This window comes from Agrobacterium sp. ST15.16.024 (assembly GCF_027956545.1).
In the GTDB taxonomy this organism is placed as follows: Bacteria; Pseudomonadota; Alphaproteobacteria; order Rhizobiales; family Rhizobiaceae; genus Agrobacterium; species Agrobacterium cucumeris.
The window spans coordinates 119545-136745 of sequence record NZ_JAQKGO010000001.1; the positions used below are offsets into that span (position 1 = coordinate 119545).

At 59.1% G+C, this 17201-nt stretch carries 19 protein-coding genes; 3 read left to right on the forward strand and 16 right to left on the reverse strand.

Features of this window, described 5'->3' with window-relative positions; all coding sequences use genetic code 11:
- The 3 genes from exbD (at position 1) to PL640_RS00560 (ending at position 2528) form a co-directional block, all read left to right on the forward strand.
- The gene (gene exbD / locus PL640_RS00550) at positions 1–486 is read left to right on the forward strand and encodes a TonB system transport protein ExbD (protein WP_271360506.1); all 486 of its coding nucleotides are present in this window, start codon (positions 1–3) and stop codon (positions 484–486) included.
- Complete coding sequence (locus PL640_RS00555) at positions 483–1409, forward strand: TonB family protein (RefSeq protein ID WP_142840787.1); 927 nt, start codon at positions 483–485, stop codon at positions 1407–1409. Before exbD ends, PL640_RS00555 begins: the two co-directional genes overlap by 4 nt.
- A gap of 129 nt (positions 1410–1538) precedes the next feature.
- Complete coding sequence (locus tag PL640_RS00560; RefSeq protein ID WP_271360507.1) at positions 1539–2528, forward strand: Ldh family oxidoreductase; 990 nt, start codon at positions 1539–1541, stop codon at positions 2526–2528.
- 222 nt (positions 2529–2750) lie between these two features.
- On the opposite strand, the gene PL640_RS00565 is transcribed toward PL640_RS00560, so the two are convergent.
- The 16 genes from PL640_RS00565 to phnG form a co-directional block, all read right to left on the reverse strand.
- Positions 2751–2996 (reverse strand): LuxR C-terminal-related transcriptional regulator, encoded by a 246-nt coding sequence (locus PL640_RS00565; protein ID WP_271360508.1) that lies wholly within the window; start codon positions 2994–2996, stop codon positions 2751–2753.
- Between the two features lie 465 nt (positions 2997–3461).
- Positions 3462–4502, reverse strand: coding sequence for a helix-turn-helix domain-containing protein (locus PL640_RS00570; protein WP_271360509.1), 1041 nt, complete (start codon positions 4500–4502; stop codon positions 3462–3464).
- A 93-nt stretch (positions 4503–4595) separates the two neighbouring features.
- Positions 4596–5189, reverse strand: a complete 594-nt coding sequence (gene phnN, locus PL640_RS00575) for a phosphonate metabolism protein/1,5-bisphosphokinase (PRPP-forming) PhnN (RefSeq protein WP_269700443.1) — start codon at positions 5187–5189, stop codon at positions 4596–4598.
- Positions 5186–6322 carry an alpha-D-ribose 1-methylphosphonate 5-triphosphate diphosphatase gene (locus PL640_RS00580; protein WP_271360510.1) on the reverse strand — a complete coding sequence of 379 codons (1137 nt, stop codon included), beginning with the start codon at positions 6320–6322 and terminating at the stop codon, positions 5186–5188. Before PL640_RS00580 ends, phnN begins: the two co-directional genes overlap by 4 nt.
- Complete coding sequence (locus PL640_RS00585) at positions 6319–7017, reverse strand: DUF1045 domain-containing protein (RefSeq protein ID WP_271360511.1); 699 nt, start codon at positions 7015–7017, stop codon at positions 6319–6321. The genes PL640_RS00580 and PL640_RS00585 overlap by 4 nt, the downstream gene beginning before the upstream one ends.
- Positions 7018–7308: 291 nt before the next feature.
- Positions 7309–8658 (reverse strand): phosphonate ABC transporter, permease protein PhnE, encoded by a 1350-nt coding sequence (phnE, locus tag PL640_RS00590; RefSeq protein WP_271360512.1) that lies wholly within the window; start codon positions 8656–8658, stop codon positions 7309–7311.
- Positions 8658–9644 carry a phosphonate ABC transporter, permease protein PhnE gene (gene phnE / locus PL640_RS00595; RefSeq protein WP_271360513.1) on the reverse strand — a complete coding sequence of 329 codons (987 nt, stop codon included), beginning with the start codon at positions 9642–9644 and terminating at the stop codon, positions 8658–8660. The genes phnE (PL640_RS00590) and phnE (PL640_RS00595) overlap by 1 nt, the downstream gene beginning before the upstream one ends.
- 70 nt (positions 9645–9714) lie before the next feature.
- Positions 9715–10620, reverse strand: coding sequence for a phosphonate ABC transporter substrate-binding protein (phnD, locus tag PL640_RS00600; RefSeq protein WP_142840795.1), 906 nt, complete (start codon positions 10618–10620; stop codon positions 9715–9717).
- 85 nt (positions 10621–10705) lie between these two features.
- Entirely contained in the window at positions 10706–11566 is an 861-nt protein-coding gene (gene phnC / locus PL640_RS00605; RefSeq protein ID WP_142840796.1) for a phosphonate ABC transporter ATP-binding protein, read from the reverse strand.
- A gap of 237 nt (positions 11567–11803) precedes the next feature.
- Positions 11804–12421: a transferase hexapeptide repeat family protein gene (locus PL640_RS00610; RefSeq protein ID WP_142840797.1), complete on the reverse strand. Its 618-nt coding sequence runs from the start codon at positions 12419–12421 to the stop codon at positions 11804–11806.
- Entirely contained in the window at positions 12418–13125 is a 708-nt protein-coding gene (gene phnL / locus PL640_RS00615; protein WP_271360514.1) for a phosphonate C-P lyase system protein PhnL, read from the reverse strand. Before phnL ends, PL640_RS00610 begins: the two co-directional genes overlap by 4 nt.
- Before the next feature lie 4 nt (positions 13126–13129).
- The gene (phnK, locus tag PL640_RS00620; protein ID WP_003524419.1) at positions 13130–13906 is read right to left on the reverse strand and encodes a phosphonate C-P lyase system protein PhnK; all 777 of its coding nucleotides are present in this window, start codon (positions 13904–13906) and stop codon (positions 13130–13132) included.
- A complete protein-coding gene (locus PL640_RS00625; protein WP_065114568.1) occupies positions 13903–14805 on the reverse strand; it encodes an alpha-D-ribose 1-methylphosphonate 5-phosphate C-P-lyase PhnJ in 903 nt (300 codons plus the stop codon). Before PL640_RS00625 ends, phnK begins: the two co-directional genes overlap by 4 nt.
- Before the next feature lie 133 nt (positions 14806–14938).
- A complete protein-coding gene (locus PL640_RS00630; RefSeq protein WP_271360515.1) occupies positions 14939–16048 on the reverse strand; it encodes a carbon-phosphorus lyase complex subunit PhnI in 1110 nt (369 codons plus the stop codon).
- A gap of 1 nt (position 16049) precedes the next feature.
- Entirely contained in the window at positions 16050–16658 is a 609-nt protein-coding gene (phnH, locus tag PL640_RS00635) for a phosphonate C-P lyase system protein PhnH (RefSeq protein ID WP_174374071.1), read from the reverse strand.
- The gene (gene phnG / locus PL640_RS00640; protein ID WP_271360516.1) at positions 16658–17119 is read right to left on the reverse strand and encodes a phosphonate C-P lyase system protein PhnG; all 462 of its coding nucleotides are present in this window, start codon (positions 17117–17119) and stop codon (positions 16658–16660) included. Before phnG ends, phnH begins: the two co-directional genes overlap by 1 nt.
- Between the last annotated feature and the right edge of the window lie 82 nt (positions 17120–17201).

The window sequence follows — 17201 nt, forward strand, 5'->3', positions numbered from 1 at the left end:
ATGGCTGGCGGTATTCGCGAAAATAGTGGAGACGATCTCTCCGAAAACCACGAGATCAACGTCACGCCCTTCATCGACGTGATGCTGGTTCTGCTCATCATCTTCATGGTGGCTGCGCCGTTGGCCACGGTGGATGTGAATGTCGATCTCCCCGCATCCACCGCCAAGCCGGCGGAGCGTCCGGAAGAACCGCTTTATCTGACGGTCAAGGACGATCTCTCGCTTAACCTCGGCAATGATGTCGTTGCCCGGGAAGCACTGGCGGCGTCGATTGACAGGCAGACGGGCGGCAAGAAGGATACGCGCATTTTCCTGCGCGCCGACAAGGCCGTCGACTACGGTCACTTCATGGAAATCATGAACCTGCTCAGGGATGCCGGTTACCTGAAGATCGCCCTGGTGGGTCTGGAAAATGTCGGTGCGGCATCGCCGCCCGCCAATGCCGCCCAACCCGCCGCGCCGACGGTGCCGGGAACGGCGCCATGACTGAAAACGGCTACCCGCAGTCCCGACATTCCCGTCTGGGGGAAGTGACGCTGTGGTCCGCCGCGGCGCTGCTCATGCTGAGCGTTCATGCCGGTTTTGCCTATTATCTGATGCAGGAACCGGAAGAACTCGATGCTGGCGGGCCACCGCCAGCCGCGATCATGATCGAGATGGCGGCGATACCGGAAGCTGTCAACACTGAGGAAACGACACCGGCGCAGGATGTCGAGGACGCCGAAGAGGTAAAAAGCGACAACAGCCAGCCGATGGAGGAACCTCCACCGGAAGAGCCGCCGCCACCGGAACCGGTTGCGGAAACGCCGCCGCCGGAACCTGTGCAGCCGCCGGAACCGCCGGTTGAGGAGATTGTCGAGCCACAGGAAATTCCTGAGCCGGTAGAGCAGATCGACCCCGTGCAGGAACAGATGATGGCGGAACTCGAAAATATCGAGGTTCCCTTGCCTGTCATTCGGCCGCCACCGCCGCCCGTTGAAAAGAAGGTTGAAAAGAAAGAGCCGGAAGAGAAAAAGAAGGTCGAGCGCCAGCGCCCCAAACCGCAGCAGGCATCGGAATTGCGCGAAACGGCCAAGGCCGAGGCACAGCAGTCCGACAGGACAGCGGCATCGCGCAACAATGCCGGTTTCTTTTCATCGTCTTCTGCCTCACCGGCAAAGTGGGGATCGAAGGTTCGTTCCCATATCCAGCGGCGCAAGCCACGTTCGCTTCGCAGTGATGCAATGACGGCAACGGTGCGGTTCAGGGTCAATGACGCAGGCGCGATCAGTGGGGTCAGCGTGGTCCAGTCCACCGGCGATTCCTCAATCGACCAGCAGATTGCGGCCTGGATCCAGAGCGCGTCACCCGTGCCTGCTCCGCCTCCGGAAGCAAGCAAGACGATCACGCTGCCGATCAGCATCCGCTAGAACCCGTTTAAATTAACGGGCATGTCCACTATTCCTCACGCGCACATCCGTTTGCGCGTGAATAAGATTTCGCGAATGTTTTCGATGGTGTAGGTCTTTGTCGACTTTACCAAGCAGAGGCATTCCGGAATGAAATTCTCAATCGCAGAGGCGGAGGATCTCGTCTCCTCTATCTTTGAGCGCAACGGCGTTCTGCCGCAGAACGCCCGCTCAGTGGCGAAGGCGCTCGTCGCATCCGAAGCGGCAGGCCAGAGCGGTCACGGTTTTCGCCGTATCCCCGTTTATGTCCGCCAGGCGCGGGTGGGAAAAGTCGATGGCAAGGCGCGGCCGGTGGCGACGCGCGTGAAGCCGGGTGTCCTGTCGATCGATGCCAACCACGGTTATGCCTATCCGGCGATTGATTGCGCGCTGGAGCAGTTGCCTGAAATGGCCCGGCAGCAGGGCATTGCGCTTGCCGCCATCCATCGTTCCCATCACGCCGGCGTCATGGCATTAACTGTCGAACGTTTTGCCGAGATGGCTCTTGTCGCGCTGATGTTCGCCAATGCGCCGGCATCCATGGCCCCGTGGGGTGGCAACAAACCCCTTTATGGCACCAATCCAATCGCATTTGCGACCCCGGTTGGCGACGCCGATCCTCTGGTGATCGATCTGGCGCTTTCCAAGGTCGCGCGCGGAAAGATCATGGCGGCTCGTCAGAAGGGCGAGACTATTCCGGGGGACTGGGCGCTCGACAGAAACGGCCGGCCAACCACCGATCCTGAAGAAGCCATCGAGGGAACCATGGTGCCCGCCGGCGAGGCAAAGGGTGCCGCACTGGCGCTGATGGTGGAAATCATGGCCGCCGCGGTGACCGGCGGAAATTTCGCGTTCGAAGCCTCTTCCCTACTGGATGACAAGGGCGCGCCACCGTCACTCGGCCACACGATTATCGTCATCGATCCCGTATCCTCGGGTGGTGCAGTCTTTATTGAACGACTGGCGCTTATCGCCGGCGAGATAGAAAAACAGGAGAATGTGCGTTTGCCCGGCCGCCGTAGCCAGGGCGTTCGCCGGCAGGCGCTGGAAAGCGGCATTGTCGTCGAAAGCGATATCCTCGCTGAAATCCAGTCGCTTTAAACAGTTGTAAAATGAAAACCCGGCGGACCTGATGATCCGCCGGGCAAACCGTTTATGGCCGCTTTGCATTTGCGTCGATATGGACAGGAAATCATTTCCAGTCCGCTTTTGGTCCGCCATCCCGCCATCGAAATGAGGGGATTTTGACGCAGAAAGCCGCTCATCCGGTTTGGGCTTACGGGAAGGGGACGCGTCCACATAAGCCGCTGGAGCGAAAATGCCTCAGATATCCTGCTCGATCAGGCCACGCAGCAGGGCAATGCTGACGGCATTCAGCAGATTGGTGGCACCCAGCCGGTTACGCACAGCTTCCAGTGTGTCCTTCACCTCGGCCTCGGTCCCACCGGTCACAAGGGCGATGTGGGAGGGATGTTTACCCCGCGCCACCAGTCCCAGATAGTGCCGTTCCCGGTCCGAAAGGGCGATCTCGCGCGTCTGGCGATGTTCATGCGGCGTTTTTAAAGACATGTTCTTTCTGCCTCAAAAGAGATTGACCTTCCCGGCGGTGCGATCAGGCAATAATTTCATTCCCCGAGGCCCGCCCGCGAACGTTCTGTCTGCACGCGAACGAAACGTCAATTTCGCCAATAGGTTTCATCTGGCACCAGGAATATCCAACAGTGGCCGCTTTCGCAGCCAGCCGCCCCGCATTGACGTTGTTCCTGGGCACAGGGAGTGCTGCCACACTGACATTCGCAAAACCGGAATCGGTTCTGGATCAGAACAATGTGCAGATTCAAAGCTTTGGAATGTTTTCCGTCAAACCCTAAGGGCCACGCGGCGCTCTAATAGGCGATATACTGCGCCGATAGAATAACATCTCGCGCCAAGTTTTGCGCTTTTATTGTTATGTTTCGGCACAGGAGCCGGAAAAGCCGACATAAATCTGAATTTTAATGTGCAATTTCGAAATATTGGTGCTGAAAATGTGTATTATCCGGTGGAATGATGCGCGTGTTTCTTGCGAATATCCGTCGGGGTTGCCCCAAACCAGCGGGAAACGGAGCGCGAAAACGCGCCGGGCGTCGAATAGCCCAAGCGATAGCTTATGTCGGAAACCGAAAGGTCGCTTTCCACCAGAAGCTTGAAGCCGGCATTTTTGCGTATGGCGTCTTTTATCTCGTTGAGATTGGTGCCAAGTTCGGCAAGCCGCCGCTGAAAACTCCGCTCGGAAAGATTGAAGTAGGGTGCGATTTCGCCAAGCGAAAGCTCCGCATCCGACAGCCGCATCTGCATATACCGTTTTACCTGATCGATGAAATGTGTTGCGTCCGCCGATGTTTCCGGTCGCAGCATCCGGCATTGCAGGTTCATCAGTTCGAACAGCCGCTCATCTGCGTTCGGATTGGCCACGTCGAGGAGCGATACCGGAATACGCATCGTGTGGATCGCCTGTGAGAAGCTGATCCGTTTGGTCATTCTTTCTTTAAATAGCTGAATATTATTCGGTTTCTGTCGCTCCAGACCGATTTCGACCTGATTGATGCGCTCACCCAGAATATCGCGAAGACGCTGGATCAGCACTGTGAGGGAAAGATCCACATATTGATCACGCTTGGCGATAACAGGTGCGAAGGACCAGGAAAGCGTTACATGTGTGGTATCCGCGACCATGGTGAAATTGCTGTTGTTGGTCGCGTAATAAACGTGATCCTGAAGAAACCTCAGGAAAGCCCGCACCGTCGGCGCGCTGATCAGACCATAACCAAATGCACCGGATGCGCCGGCCGGAAAAGCGGAGGCGCATTGCAGCCCGAAAGCGTCGTCACCGGAAATCAAGGCGCAGGTTTCGAGCAATCGGCATAATCTGTCGAGACTTATGCGCTCCGTCAGACTGTCGAAAGTGACGGGATCAATATTGAGAGCCTTGCAGATGGGGACGATATCGATGCCCCGCGACCGCGCATAATTGCTAACGCCGGCGGCCAGACCAGCCACCACAGTTATCTCGTCACTGACCCTCTTTTCGGGCATCCCTCGCCTTGGCGTACCATGTTTGGAATTTGTCGCCTGATGGTAAGCTTTGCGTGACCTTTTGTCGAGCGGTCAGGGCCTCAGATATCAAGATCAGTCGCGGCCGGCGCTTTGTTCCAATACCTGCATGATGGTCTTGCCCGCATCTTCGATCGCGCCGCTATTATCCACCGTCGTCACGTCAAAATCTCCGACGACCGCAAGCGAGCTGCGTTCCAGCCGCCGTAGAATATCCTCGCGGCTTTCCCGTCCGCGCTGTTCCAGCCGCCGCGCCAGCACTTCCGGCCGGGCGACAATGTTCACTACCCTGAGACGGGAAAAGGCGGAGCTGAACTCAGGCAAGGCCGAGCGGGAACCGTTGGCGATGACCACGTCTCCCGCCTCAAGCTGGCGGTAGACCGCAGCCGGAATACCATATTTCAGCCCATGCGCCTGCCAGGAGACGGCGAATGCGCCCTCATCCTGCAGCCGATTGAACTCCTGCATCGAAACGGCATCGTGATTTTCGCCACCCGCATCACCACTGCGGGTAATCACCCGGCGGGTGAAGTGGAAGCCGGGCCGTCCGGACAATTGCGTTGCCGCATAGTCCATCAGCGTATCCTTGCCGGCCCCGCTCGGGCCGACAACCACAATCATCGTGCCGGGCGTTTTCTCGCGCCGGCTGACTTCTCCGTTGCCGGTCATGCCACGCGCTTGCCCTGACGCCAGACCGAGCGGGTGACCGGTACGCCATCTTCGCGGTGAACCCGAACCAGATCGGCCCGCAATCCCGTGGCGATACGGCCGCGGTCAAGAAGACCAACGGTGCGAGCTGGTGTGGCGGTGACCATACGGAGCGCTTCCGGCAGGGTGATGGCTTCCACCTGATCGGCGAGCAGGAATGGTGCGAAAAGCAGGCTGAACGGCACATAGTCGGAAGAAAGAACATCCAGCACACCGATCTCGGCAAGATCGCGGGCGGCGATGTTGCCGGAATGGGACTTGCCGCGAACGATATTCGGAGCGCCCATCAACACACTCATGCCAGCGCTATGCGAGGCTTTTGCAGCCTCGACGCTGGTGGGGAATTCCGCCAGTTTAACACCGTGGCCAATGGCTTCGCCCACATGCGCTTCGGTGGCGTCATCATGGCTTGCGACGGTGATACCGCGCTTGGCGCAGCTGGCGGCCAGATAATCCCGGTGCTTGGCGGAATATTCGGCCGATGCGGCCTGCCGCCGGCGCACGAACTCGCCAAAAGCCTCGTCGCTCAGCCCGCGCTTCTTCTGGTAATAGAAGATGTACTGGTCCATCGACTGGAACTGGCGCTGGCCCGGGGAGTGGTCCATCAGCGAAATCAGCCGCACACGCGGATCGGTTTCGAAATCTTCGAAATGTTCCAGCACATCGGCGGAGGCGACCTCACAGCGCAGATGCAGCAGGTGATCCGCGCGCAGACGGTTCTGATCCGCCGCTGCTTCGATGGCATCAGCCATTTCCCGCATTTCGCCCTTTTTGAAGCCGCCATCCTCATCCGAGCCGAGCCGCAGGCAATCGAACACGGTGGTGATGCCTGATGAGGCAACCTGTGCATCATGAGCCTGAATGGCGGCGATCTTGTCCCAGATCACGCCGGGGCGCGGTGAATAGTGCTGCTCCAGATGGTCGGTGTGAAGTTCTACCAGACCGGGGATCAGGAAGTCGCCTTCGAGGTCTTCTCCGGTTTTGGAGGCGCCTTCGCTGATATCCGCAATCTTGCCGTCGCGGATCAGAACGGATCCCAGAATGATATCGTCTTCTAAAACGATACGGGCATTGGAGAGGGCGTGCTCGGTCATGGGTTCGCATCTTTCTTTGGCTGCTGGCCAAGCGGGTGCCAGCGATGAACGGTAAAGGGCGCGCCGCGCGTTTCTTCGATGAACAAAGCGAGGCCGGAAATGGTGAGAGGCTGGTCGACGAATTCGGCAAACCGCGCCGAAAGCACCTCCTGCATGGCGGGCTGGTCGTCTTCGTCGATACGACCGGTCAGCGTCATGTGAAAACGGAAGTCGTCCATGACATGCGGATAACCCCAGAGCGACAGATTTTGCCGCTGGCTTTCCGTCAGCATCTGTGGCCGCCGGCGGGCAATATCGGTCTCCGACAGAGGCGCGCGAAACCGGTCAAAATGGTCGACGATCTCGGCGGCAAAATCCTGCAGCGGCTGGTAGGTCCGGTCCGGAACCAGCGCGAAAAACGGCCCGAGCGCGCCAACGACGACACGCGGAATATCGAAGGCAGGCTGGCTTGCGGCAAAACCTTCGACAGCGGCGAGAAGCTCGGCCTCGCTGTATTTTTGCGCAAGCTCGAAGGGAGCCTTCAGGGTCGCGTGGAAACCGTAACGGCGGGGTTCTTCCGTCTTGTCCGCATAGGCGTCATGGTCATCATGCAGCGTACCGGAAAATGCATTGCGCCCAAGCCAGCGCGACGCTGCTTCAGTCAGCGGATGATCTTTAGCCGGAGAAAAATAGATGGCGTAGCGCACGGTAAGCACTCTTCAGTGTCATGGAAAACCAGGGATGAGAAGCTATTTGGCGTGACTCGCCCGCTTCCCGCAAGGTCAGGAGTGCGAGGTAATCGCTTTCCGTGACAGAATGATGATGCAGATGGAAAAAAGCACATTCGAAATGCGGTTAAGCCCCGGAATGCCCCTTGGGGGGGCGCCCGGACATCAGGACGAATGCGTCAGGGATAAAAATCCGTCTTTGGACCCGTGGGTTTAGCAGGGCGGGATAGGGAAGTCGCTACGGTCTTCGCATACATCCCGCCCCTTATCTTTTATGGCCTAGTGCTGCGTTTTTCCAATCAGCCGCGAACGCAGTGAATTGGAGATATGGTCGAACAGGAAAACGACGAAGAGGATGAGCAGGACCATATAGGCAACCTTGTCCCAGTCGGCGTTGGTGCCCATCGCTTCCAGCAGCTTCAGGCCGATACCGCCCGCACCCACAGCACCGATGATCGTGGCGGAGCGAGTATTGCTTTCCCAGAAATAGAGCGACTGGGAAATGAAGACCGGCAGCACCTGCGGAAGCACGCCGAAACGATTGACGGCAATCGGGGAAGCACCGACCGATTTGACGCCCTCGCGCTGCTTGTCATCGACATTCTCCAGCGCCTCGGCATAGACCTTGCCGAGCGCTCCGGTATCGGTGAAGAAGATCGCGGCAATGCCGGGGATCGGTCCGGGACCGAAACTGCGGGTGAAGAACAGCGCCCAGATCAGCATGTCGATCGAACGCAGGAAGTCAAACAGACGCTTCATGCCCCAGTTGGCAGCCCTGTTGGCGGTAATGTTGCGGGCGGCGATGAAGGCGAGCGGCAGGGCAACGAGCGTGCCGAACAACGTGCCAACAAAGGCCATGACCAGCGTCTGCATCAGCTTGGAAAGAATATCGGCATGTTGCCAGACGCTGTTGTCGAGGAAATCATCCACCATATGGCTGAGATTGGAGCGCTCGGGATCGAGCCTTTCTCCCCACAGCGCCAGAGCCGCGAGTTCGCCATAGCCTTTGCCCCAGAATTCCGACCTGGTGTCAAACAGGAAGTTTGCCCATCCAAGGAAGCGGCGCTGTACATAGACCTGGCTGGTGCGGATTTCCGCCTGACCGGCAAAACCGTAATGCACGAGAACCTTGTTACCGTCCTGCTGGATTTCTTCCGGCAGTCCCTCAGGCGCCCGCGCCTGCTCACCGTTGATGATGACGGGATAGTTCTTGCCGTCGACATAAACGTCCACCCGGGTCGGCGTCACGTCGAGGCGGTTTTCCATGCCAGCATAGATCACGCTGTAGCCGCCATCCGGCAAGGGCTGCAACCAGTCGATCTTTGAGTCGACCGGATATTGCCCCCGGCTCGACCATTGCGGCGCCACCTTGCCATCTTCGAAGCGCAGGCGCGGCTGGGCACGCCAGGAATACCAGTCCTGAATATAGCTCGAGGCACGATCCCAGCGGCCCTGCATGAAAGCCGGCCCGACATTAAAGAAGAAAAAGCAGCTGATGAGATAGACGACGGTGGCGAGAATACCGATCAGCAGACCGTAACGCTTCATGAAGCCGCGTTTGAAAATCGCGGGATGCGCGGCGGTCAGCCTTTCGCGCTCGGCAGTGTTGAGAATGAAGCTGGAGGACATCAGGCTGCTCCCCGTCCGAATTCGAAGGATTGATGGCCGATCAGTCTGCGGCGCAGCCAGCTGGAAAACTGGTCGACGGCGATGATGGTGATCAGCAGCAGGATGATGATGGCATAGGTCTTGGAAGCATGATCGTTGCCGATCGACAGCCGGAACACCTCGCCGATGCCGCCGCCACCGACAGCACCGATGATGGTCGAGGCGCGCACGTTGATTTCGGCGCGCAGCAGCGCGTAGGAGACGAAGTTGGGCAGAACCTGCGGCACGATGGCGAAGCGAACGCGTTCCAGCCAGTTTGCGCCGGACGCGCGAAGGCCTTCATCCGGCTTCATGTCGGCATTTTCCACCACTTCGAAGAACAGCTTGCCCAGAGCGCCGATCGTGTGGACCGAAATCGCGATGATCGCGGCAATCGGACCGATTGAGAGAATGGCGGTCAGCAACCCGGCAACGACGATTTCCGGAAAGGCGCGCAAAACTTCCATTACCCGGCGCACGACCCAGCGCACGATCCCGGCACCGACGAGATTGGTGGAGGCAAAAAAGCACAGCACGAAGGCAAAGCTGGTGCCGATGATTGTCGAAACCAGCGCGATGTTGAGCGTGATGATCAGCTGATAGATGAAGTGCGGGATGTAGAAGCCGTCGGTGATGTAAACACGATCCGCGACGTAATTATATTTCAGCGAACCGTCCGCATAGGGTGACGGAAGGTCGAACATCGCCCGGAAAATTTCAAGCGGGCTGTCCGGCACGAAGGTTTTCATGAAGTCGAAGAAATAGGGCAGGCGCTCGAAGAATTTGCCTGAATTGGCCGCGTTGGCAAAATTCAGTGAGGCGGCGAGGATGACGAGGAAGATCACGAGCGAAATAACGGTATAAATCCGTCTTGTCGCAAGCTGCTGTTGATAATGACGCATCACCGTCTGGGACGATGCGCTCAATCCCTTGGGGGAGAGGGTGCCATGATGCAGTGTGGTCGTCATGCCGCTTTTCCTTTATTGGCAAAAGCGGCGGCGCCGCAAGGCACCGCCGCTTCCGGGTATGATCGCAGGATCAGCCGCCGATAACGGACTTACGGGCGTCGATGATCGTCTGGTAGAAGGACGGGTCGACCTTGATGTAGGCGGTGTTCTTGCCCTGGGTGAAACCCTGGAAGCAGGCGAGGTCCTTCTTCGGCAGTTCCATGAAGAAGTCTTCGACCTTCTGCTTCATGGCGTCGCCGAGCTTGTTGGTAACCATCAGCGGGCCGTTCGGGATCAGCGGCGACTTCCAGACTTCGACGATATCGTCCATGTCGAGGTTGCCCTTCTTGACCATCTGGTAGAGGTTGCCGGCCGTGTAGCCTTCTTCCCACTTGCCAACGCCCGAACCGAAGGTCGTGCCAACGTCGAACTTCTTGTCGAGAACGGCGAGAACGAGGTTCTCATGGCCGCCACCAAAGCCGGTTTCGGAGAAGTATTCCTTCACCGGAACGCCGGTTTCCTTGGGGATAGCCACGTTCGGGACGAGGAAGCCGGAGGTGGAGTCAGGGTCGGCAAAACCGATCTTCTTGCCCTTGGCGTCAGCCAGCGTCTTGATACCGCTGTCCTTGCGGGCAACCATGATCGTGTAATAGCCGGTCGAACCATCGGCGCCAGCGGTGGTCAGGATCGGATCGACGGCCTTCGGATCGGCAAGAGCGATCTTGGCGTAGGAGGAAGCGCCCATGGAAGCGATGTCGATGGTGCCGCCGAGCAGGCCCTGGATGACGCCGTTATAGTCCGGCGACGGGAAAACCTGAACTTCGGAAACGCCGGTCGCAGCCTTGAGGCCATCGGCAACGCACTTCGTGTTGCGGATCTGGTCGGCTTCGTTTTCAGAACCGTCGAGACCGATACGCAGGACCTTGACGTCCTGAGCCATGGCGGAACCGGCCAGAACGCCAAGGGCGACTGCCGAAAGAAGGATTTTCTTCAACATGGACTTTCTCCTGTTTCCCGGCGAGCCGGAGTTTGTTGTGAAATGTCGGCCCTTGACGCGGGCACAAACGATGCTGAGCGGTTCCTCAGAGCCCGGCGAGAGCGAGCGGTTCGGGACCGGCAGATTGCTGTATCGGCCGTGCGGGAAGCTGCGCGCCGGGAATGTTGATGCTGGTCGACGTCATGGTCTCGTCGATGCCGGACCCTTGTGAATCGGTCCCGTAAATCTCCGTGACGGCCGCGGCGGTCAGCTCCGCCGGCGTTCCGTCGAAGACAACACGACCCTGCGACATGCCGATGATGCGTTCGCAATAATTGCGCGCCGTATCCAGCGTGTGCAGGTTGGTGATGACGGTGATGCCTTCGCGCTCGTTGATGTCGCGCAGCGCGTCCATCACGATCTTGGCATTGAGCGGGTCGAGCGATGCGATCGGCTCATCGGCCAGAACCATCTTCGGAGACTGCATCAGGGCGCGGGCGATGGCGACGCGCTGCTGCTGGCCGCCGGAAAGCGTGCCAGCGGCCTGCATGGCCACATGTTCGATGCCGAGCCGCTCGAGGGCGGCGATCGCCATCAGGCGCTCATCATTGGTGAAAATGTTGAACAGGCTGAGCGCCGTCGAACGGTGGTTGAGACGGCCAAGCATGACATTGGTGAGCACATCGAGACGCGGCACCAGATTGAACTGCTGGAAAATCATGGCGCAATCGCGCTGCCAGTTGCGCAGCGCCGCACCCTTCAGCGACGAAACTTCCATGTCGTTGAAGTGAATGGAACCCGAAGAGGGATCGACGAGGCGATTGATCATGCGCAGCAACGTCGATTTGCCGGCGCCGGAGCGTCCGATCACACCGACCATCTGACCCTGCGGTATCTCGACATTTACGGCATCGACCGCGGTGTGGTTGCCGAAACGGCGCGTGACTTGCTTCAGGTGAAAGCTCATTTCCCCGTCCAATCTTCTTATGACGGGGTTCGACCTAACAGCGGTCCATGAACTGCGCGTGTCAGTTTAATGAAGAAAATATTACAGAATTCGCAGATACGACGCCCAGGGGTTCGCCGACAAACCTTTCGTCAGGCAAGTCATGAGCAGGAAATCCCGCCGGGCATGTCTGGAGGCGACAAACAGAAATCCCGGGACATGGTCCCGGGACTGCAATTGCCTCGCCATGAGCGGAGTTCATCCACCATATTTCGCCACGAAATCCTCGGCGGCGAGCGCGCGGAAATCATCGAGCGCACCGCGTAGCCTTGCATGGTCCCAATCCCACCAATTCAGATTATCCATTCGCCGGCCGAGCTCCGCTGAAAAACGCTCGCGGATCAGCCGGGCGGGCACGCCGCCGACGATGGTATAGGGTGCGACATCTTTCGATACCACTGCGCCAGCACCGATCACCGCACCGTTCCCCACCGTCACGCCGGGCAGGAGGGTCGCACCATGGCCGATCCAGACATCGTGGCCGATCACCACCCGCTTGGCGCGGCGTGCGGCAAAGAAATCCGTTTCATCTTCGGCGTCGTCCCAGTAGCTGCGGGCGCGATAGGTGAAATGGTGCAATGTCGCCCGCTGCATCGGGTGATTGGTGGCATTGATGCGGACGGAAGCGGCAATATTGACGAATTTGCCGATGGTGGCGCACCAGATCGCGCCATCCTGCATGACGTAGGAGTAGTCGCCCATCTCAACCTCCTCGAGGCGGCAGCGCTCCGAAATTTCGGTATAGCGGCCGATCGAGGAATTGGTGACGCGGGCGGTGTCGTGAATGACGGGTTCGAGACCGACCTTGACACTCATGCCGCTGCCTTCCGGGGAGAGAATTGCGAGACGTCGAGAATGCGGTCGGCAACGGCTTCGCGGACTTCCTCGTCGTGGAAAATGCCCAGCAGCGCCGTGCCTTTGGCTTTTTTCTCGATGATCATCTCGACGACCACCCGCCGGTTGGCGGCATCCAGCGAGGCGGTCGGCTCATCGAGAAGCAGGATCGCATGATCGGTGATGAAGCCGCGCGCTATGTTGACGCGCTGCTGCTCGCCGCCCGAAAAGGTCGCCGGCGGCAGGGACCACAGTTCGCGCGGCAGGTTGAGTTTCGACAGCAGCATAGCTGCCTGCTCACGCGCCTCCTCGGCGGCCACTTTGCGCGCGAAGAGCGGTTCGGCCACGACGTCGATTGCCGGAACACGCGGCACGGTGCGCAGGAACTGGCTGACATAACCGATGGTGCGATGGCGAATTTCGAGGATCGTGCGCGGCGAGGCATTGCCGATATCAACGACCTGATCCTCATGCCGGATGAGGATCTGCCCGCTGTCGATGGCGTAGTTGCCATAGAGCATTTTCAGGATCGAGCTTTTGCCGATACCCGAGGGGCCTCCGAGAACGACGCATTCGCCGCCCGAAACGGAGAAATTGACGTCGCGGACAACGGGCAGCTCGATGCCGTCGCGAAGATGCATGGTGAAGCTTTTGAAGACTTCCGAAACGATAAGGGGCGTCGCCATGGCGTCAAACCTGCAAAATGGAGGAAACAAGCAATTGCGTGTAGGGCTCGCGCGGATCATCCAGCACCCGGTCGGTGAGGCCATGCTCGATGACGTCGCCGCCCTTCATCACCATCATGCGATGAGACAGCAGTCGTGCCACGGCCAGATCATGGGTGACGACGACGACGGCAAGGCCAAGATCATTGACGAGACCGCGCACCAGATCGAGCAGGCGCGCCTGCACGGAGACATCGAGGCCGCCCGTCGGTTCGTCCATGAAGACGAGGCGCGGTGAGGTGACGAGATTGCGGGCGATCTGCAGGCGCTGGCGCATGCCGCCGGAGAAGGCGCGCGGCTGATCGTCGATACGGTCGGTGCCGATTTCCACCCGCTCCAGCCATTCGCTGGCCGATTGCCTTATATTGCCGTAATGCCGGTTGCCCACGGCCATCAGCCGCTCACCGACATTGGCGCCGGCCGAAACCGCCATACGCAGCCCGTCCGCCGGGTTCTGGTGCACGAAGCCCCAGTCGGTGCGCATCAGGAAACGCCGTTCGGCCTCACCCATGTGGTAAAGGTCACGTACCGAACCGTCGCGCATGCGATATTCCACGCTGCCCGCCGTTGGCATCAGCCGGGTGGAAATGCAGTTGAGAAGCGTGGTCTTGCCGGAACCGGATTCACCGACAATGGCCAGAACCTCGCCCGGATAAAGCTCGAAGGAGACGTTGCGGCAACCGGCGCGGTCGCCGTAATATTTGGAAACGTCCCGGACTTTCAAAAGCGGTGCGTCGCTCATTCTGCTGCCTCCTTCACATCCGCCAGCATATGGCCCTTGTGGCCATGAGCGCGGCGGTCCTCGCAATGGTCGGTATCGGAGCAGACGAACATCCGCCCGCCCTTATCATCAAGCACCACCTCGTCCAGATAGACATTCTCCGCGCCACACAGTGCGCAGGGCTTGTCGAAGCGCTGGATTTCAAACGGATGGTCTTCGAAATCGAGGCTGACAACGTCGGTATAGGGCGGTACGGCGTAGATACGCTTTTCGCGCCCGGCGCCGAACAGTTGCAGGGCGTCCGACATATTCATTTTCGGATTGTCGAATTTCGGCGTCGGCGAGGGGTCCATCACATAACGTCCGGCAACCTTCACCGGATAGGCATAGGTGGTGGAGATGCGGCCGTTGCGGGCGATGTCCTCGTAGAGCTTGACGTGCATCAGGCCGTATTCTTCCAGCGCGTGCATGACGCGGGTTTCGGTCTCGCGTGGCTCAAGGAAGCGCAAGGGTTCGGGAATGGGAACCTGATAGACCAGAACCTGTCCGGAATGCAGTTCTTCTTCCGGAATGCGGTGCCGCGTCTGGATGATGGTTGCATCCCTGGTGCGGGTGGTGACGGCGACATTCGCCACCTTCTGGAAAAAGGCACGAATGGATACCGCGTTGGTGGTGTCGTCGGCACCCTGGTCGATCACCTTCAGCACATCGTCGGGGCCGACGATGGAAGCGGTGAGCTGCACGCCGCCGGTGCCCCAGCCATAGGGCATGGGCATTTCACGGGAAGCGAAGGGAACCTGATAACCGGGAATGGCGATGGCCTTCAGGATCGCCCGGCGGATCATCCGCTTGGTCTGTTCGTCCAGATAGGCGAAGTTGTAGGCAGCCAGCCCGTCGTCAAATGAAACTTCTTCAAGCATTGCGCGTTAACCTTGCGAAAAAAGGAGTACAAGCTCATGGAGATTGGAATTCTTGCAGCCGTGTTCTTTGCTGTGTTTGCAGCATCGACCGTCTTTTGCGCTTACTGGTTTGGTGAGCAGCACAGCCGCTGAGCTATTCGGCCGCATCGCCCATCCATTCCGCGCCATCAGCGTTGATCGCCTCGAAATCGGCGCGCATTTTCCTGACCAGACCGAGTTCGGCCTGGAAATCCACGTAATGCGGCAGTTTCAGGTGTTCGACGAAACCCGTCGCCTGTACATTGTCGGCGTGTGAGATGACGAATTCCTCATCCTGCGCCGGCGCAACGACATCTTCGCCGAACTCGCCCGCCCGCAGTGCCCTGTCGACCAGCGACATGGCCATTGCCTTGCGTTCGCTCTGGCCGAACACGAGCCCGTAACCGCGGGTGAACTGCGGCGGCGCCTTGGCCGAACCCTTGAACTGGTTGACCATCTGGCATTCGGTAACCTGGATGTCGCCAAGCGAGACGGCAAAGCCGAGTTCGGGAACCTCCAGTTCCACTTCCACATCTCCGATGCGAATTTCCCCGACGAAAGGATGCGTGCGGCCGTAACCGCGCTGCGTCGAATAGGCGAGTGCGAGAAGGAAGCCCTCGTCGCCGCGCGCCAGCGATTGCAGGCGCAGGTCGCGTGGCATCGGAAACTCCATCGGCTCGCGCGTCAGATCGCCGGCAATATGATCGTCAGGCATGTCGCCATCGCTTTCGATCAGCCCTTCTTCGGCGAGAATGTCGGAAACCCGCATGACATAATCCGGTTCGCCTTCACGAATGGCAGCGGTTTCGACAACCTCGTTTTCGAGCAGCGAAGGGTCGAGCAGGCGATGGGTATAATCGAAGGTCGGTCCCAGCAATTGCCCGCCCGGCAAGTCCTTGTAGGTTGCCGAAACGCGTCGCTGCACCGTCATGTCAGCGGTATTGACCGGCAGAGAATAGCCGAAGCGCGGCAACGTGGTGCGGTAGGCGCGCAGCAGGAAGATGGCCTCGATCATGTCGCCGCGCGCCTGCTTGACGGCAAGGGCTGCAAGCGACTGATCATAAAGTGAGGCTTCCGCCATGACACGGTCGACGGCGAGTGAAAGCTGCGAAACGATCTGCGCAACCGTCATCGCCGGCAGGTCGCGGTCGCCGCGCCGCTTGTCTGCCAGAAGCCGGTGGGCGTTGGCGATGGCGGTTTCCCCGCCTTTGACAGCAACATACATCTTATGCCTCCACGGATTTAATGCGCGTCGTGCGCGGCAGGCAGACGAATTTGTCGGCGCAGGTCAAAATGACATCGACGCCGCGCGGGAAAATGGCGTTGTTCTCCGCCCAGAGCCGCGGGAATATCTCCGGCAGGCCGGAAGGGCTGATGATATTGATGTGGCGGATGCCGGGGCCGGACAGGGACAATTCCTGTCCGCCATCAAGATCGGGCAATTCGATGATGACCGTCGTCGAACGGTCGGGATATTCCTGGCTTCCCTGAGCGAAGAGGCCGAAGGAGGCAATGGTGCTGCCTGCCTCGATGACGGCGAACTGCGCAGCACCCTTTTCTTCCGTCGCAATCGCGCCAGTGTGAAACCCAACCCAACCCGGCACGGCGGTTTTCCGCAACGTGCTGCTTAGCCAGACGGGCGTGTCGTGGTCGCAAAGCGCCAGCAGAACCGCACCCGTTGCCGTGGCAAGCGGTGCCGGCGGGGCGACTGCGGTTTCGATCGTCTGCGGTGTGCCCGGACGGGCCATGCCGTCCATCAGCTTTTTAAAAACCCGTTGGGAATCGAAGACGGCGTCGGAAAAGCCGCCCGTCAATGCTTCGGCTTTGACACCCATTAGTCTTCTCCTCGAACCATGGTGAAGAAATCGACCCGCGTGGCGGCGGTCTCTTTCGTTTTCCGATGCTTTTCCTCGGTCAGTCTTTTTTCGACCGGTGAGAGAAGCTCGGTTTCAATGAAGTTACGGGTCGGATTTTCCTGCCAGAGCGCATCGAAAACGGCTGCGTACCAGGCTTTCTTGCGGCCGGTGCCGAGAACATGCGCATGGCCGACAGTGCCGGAAGCAAGCTTGATCGTCGCGCGGGTAACGGTGGTTTCACCGAGGTTGAAAGGCGCGCCGCCGCCGCCGATACGGCCCTTGACCATGACGAGGCCGGTTTCCGGCCCGCGCACATTTTCCGTCTGCGGGCTGGCGTCCTGCCGGTTCCAGACCGCCTCAAGTTCCTGGACGGTAGCGCGGGCAAGAAGTGCCGCCACCCGCTTCCTTTCGCTAAGTATATTCGCAGCTTCGTTATTCATCGCTTGACCTCTAATGTCTATTGATATAGACAACTATACAATATAAGCTACAATTAACGTCGATGAATGACAAGCGTGTGAC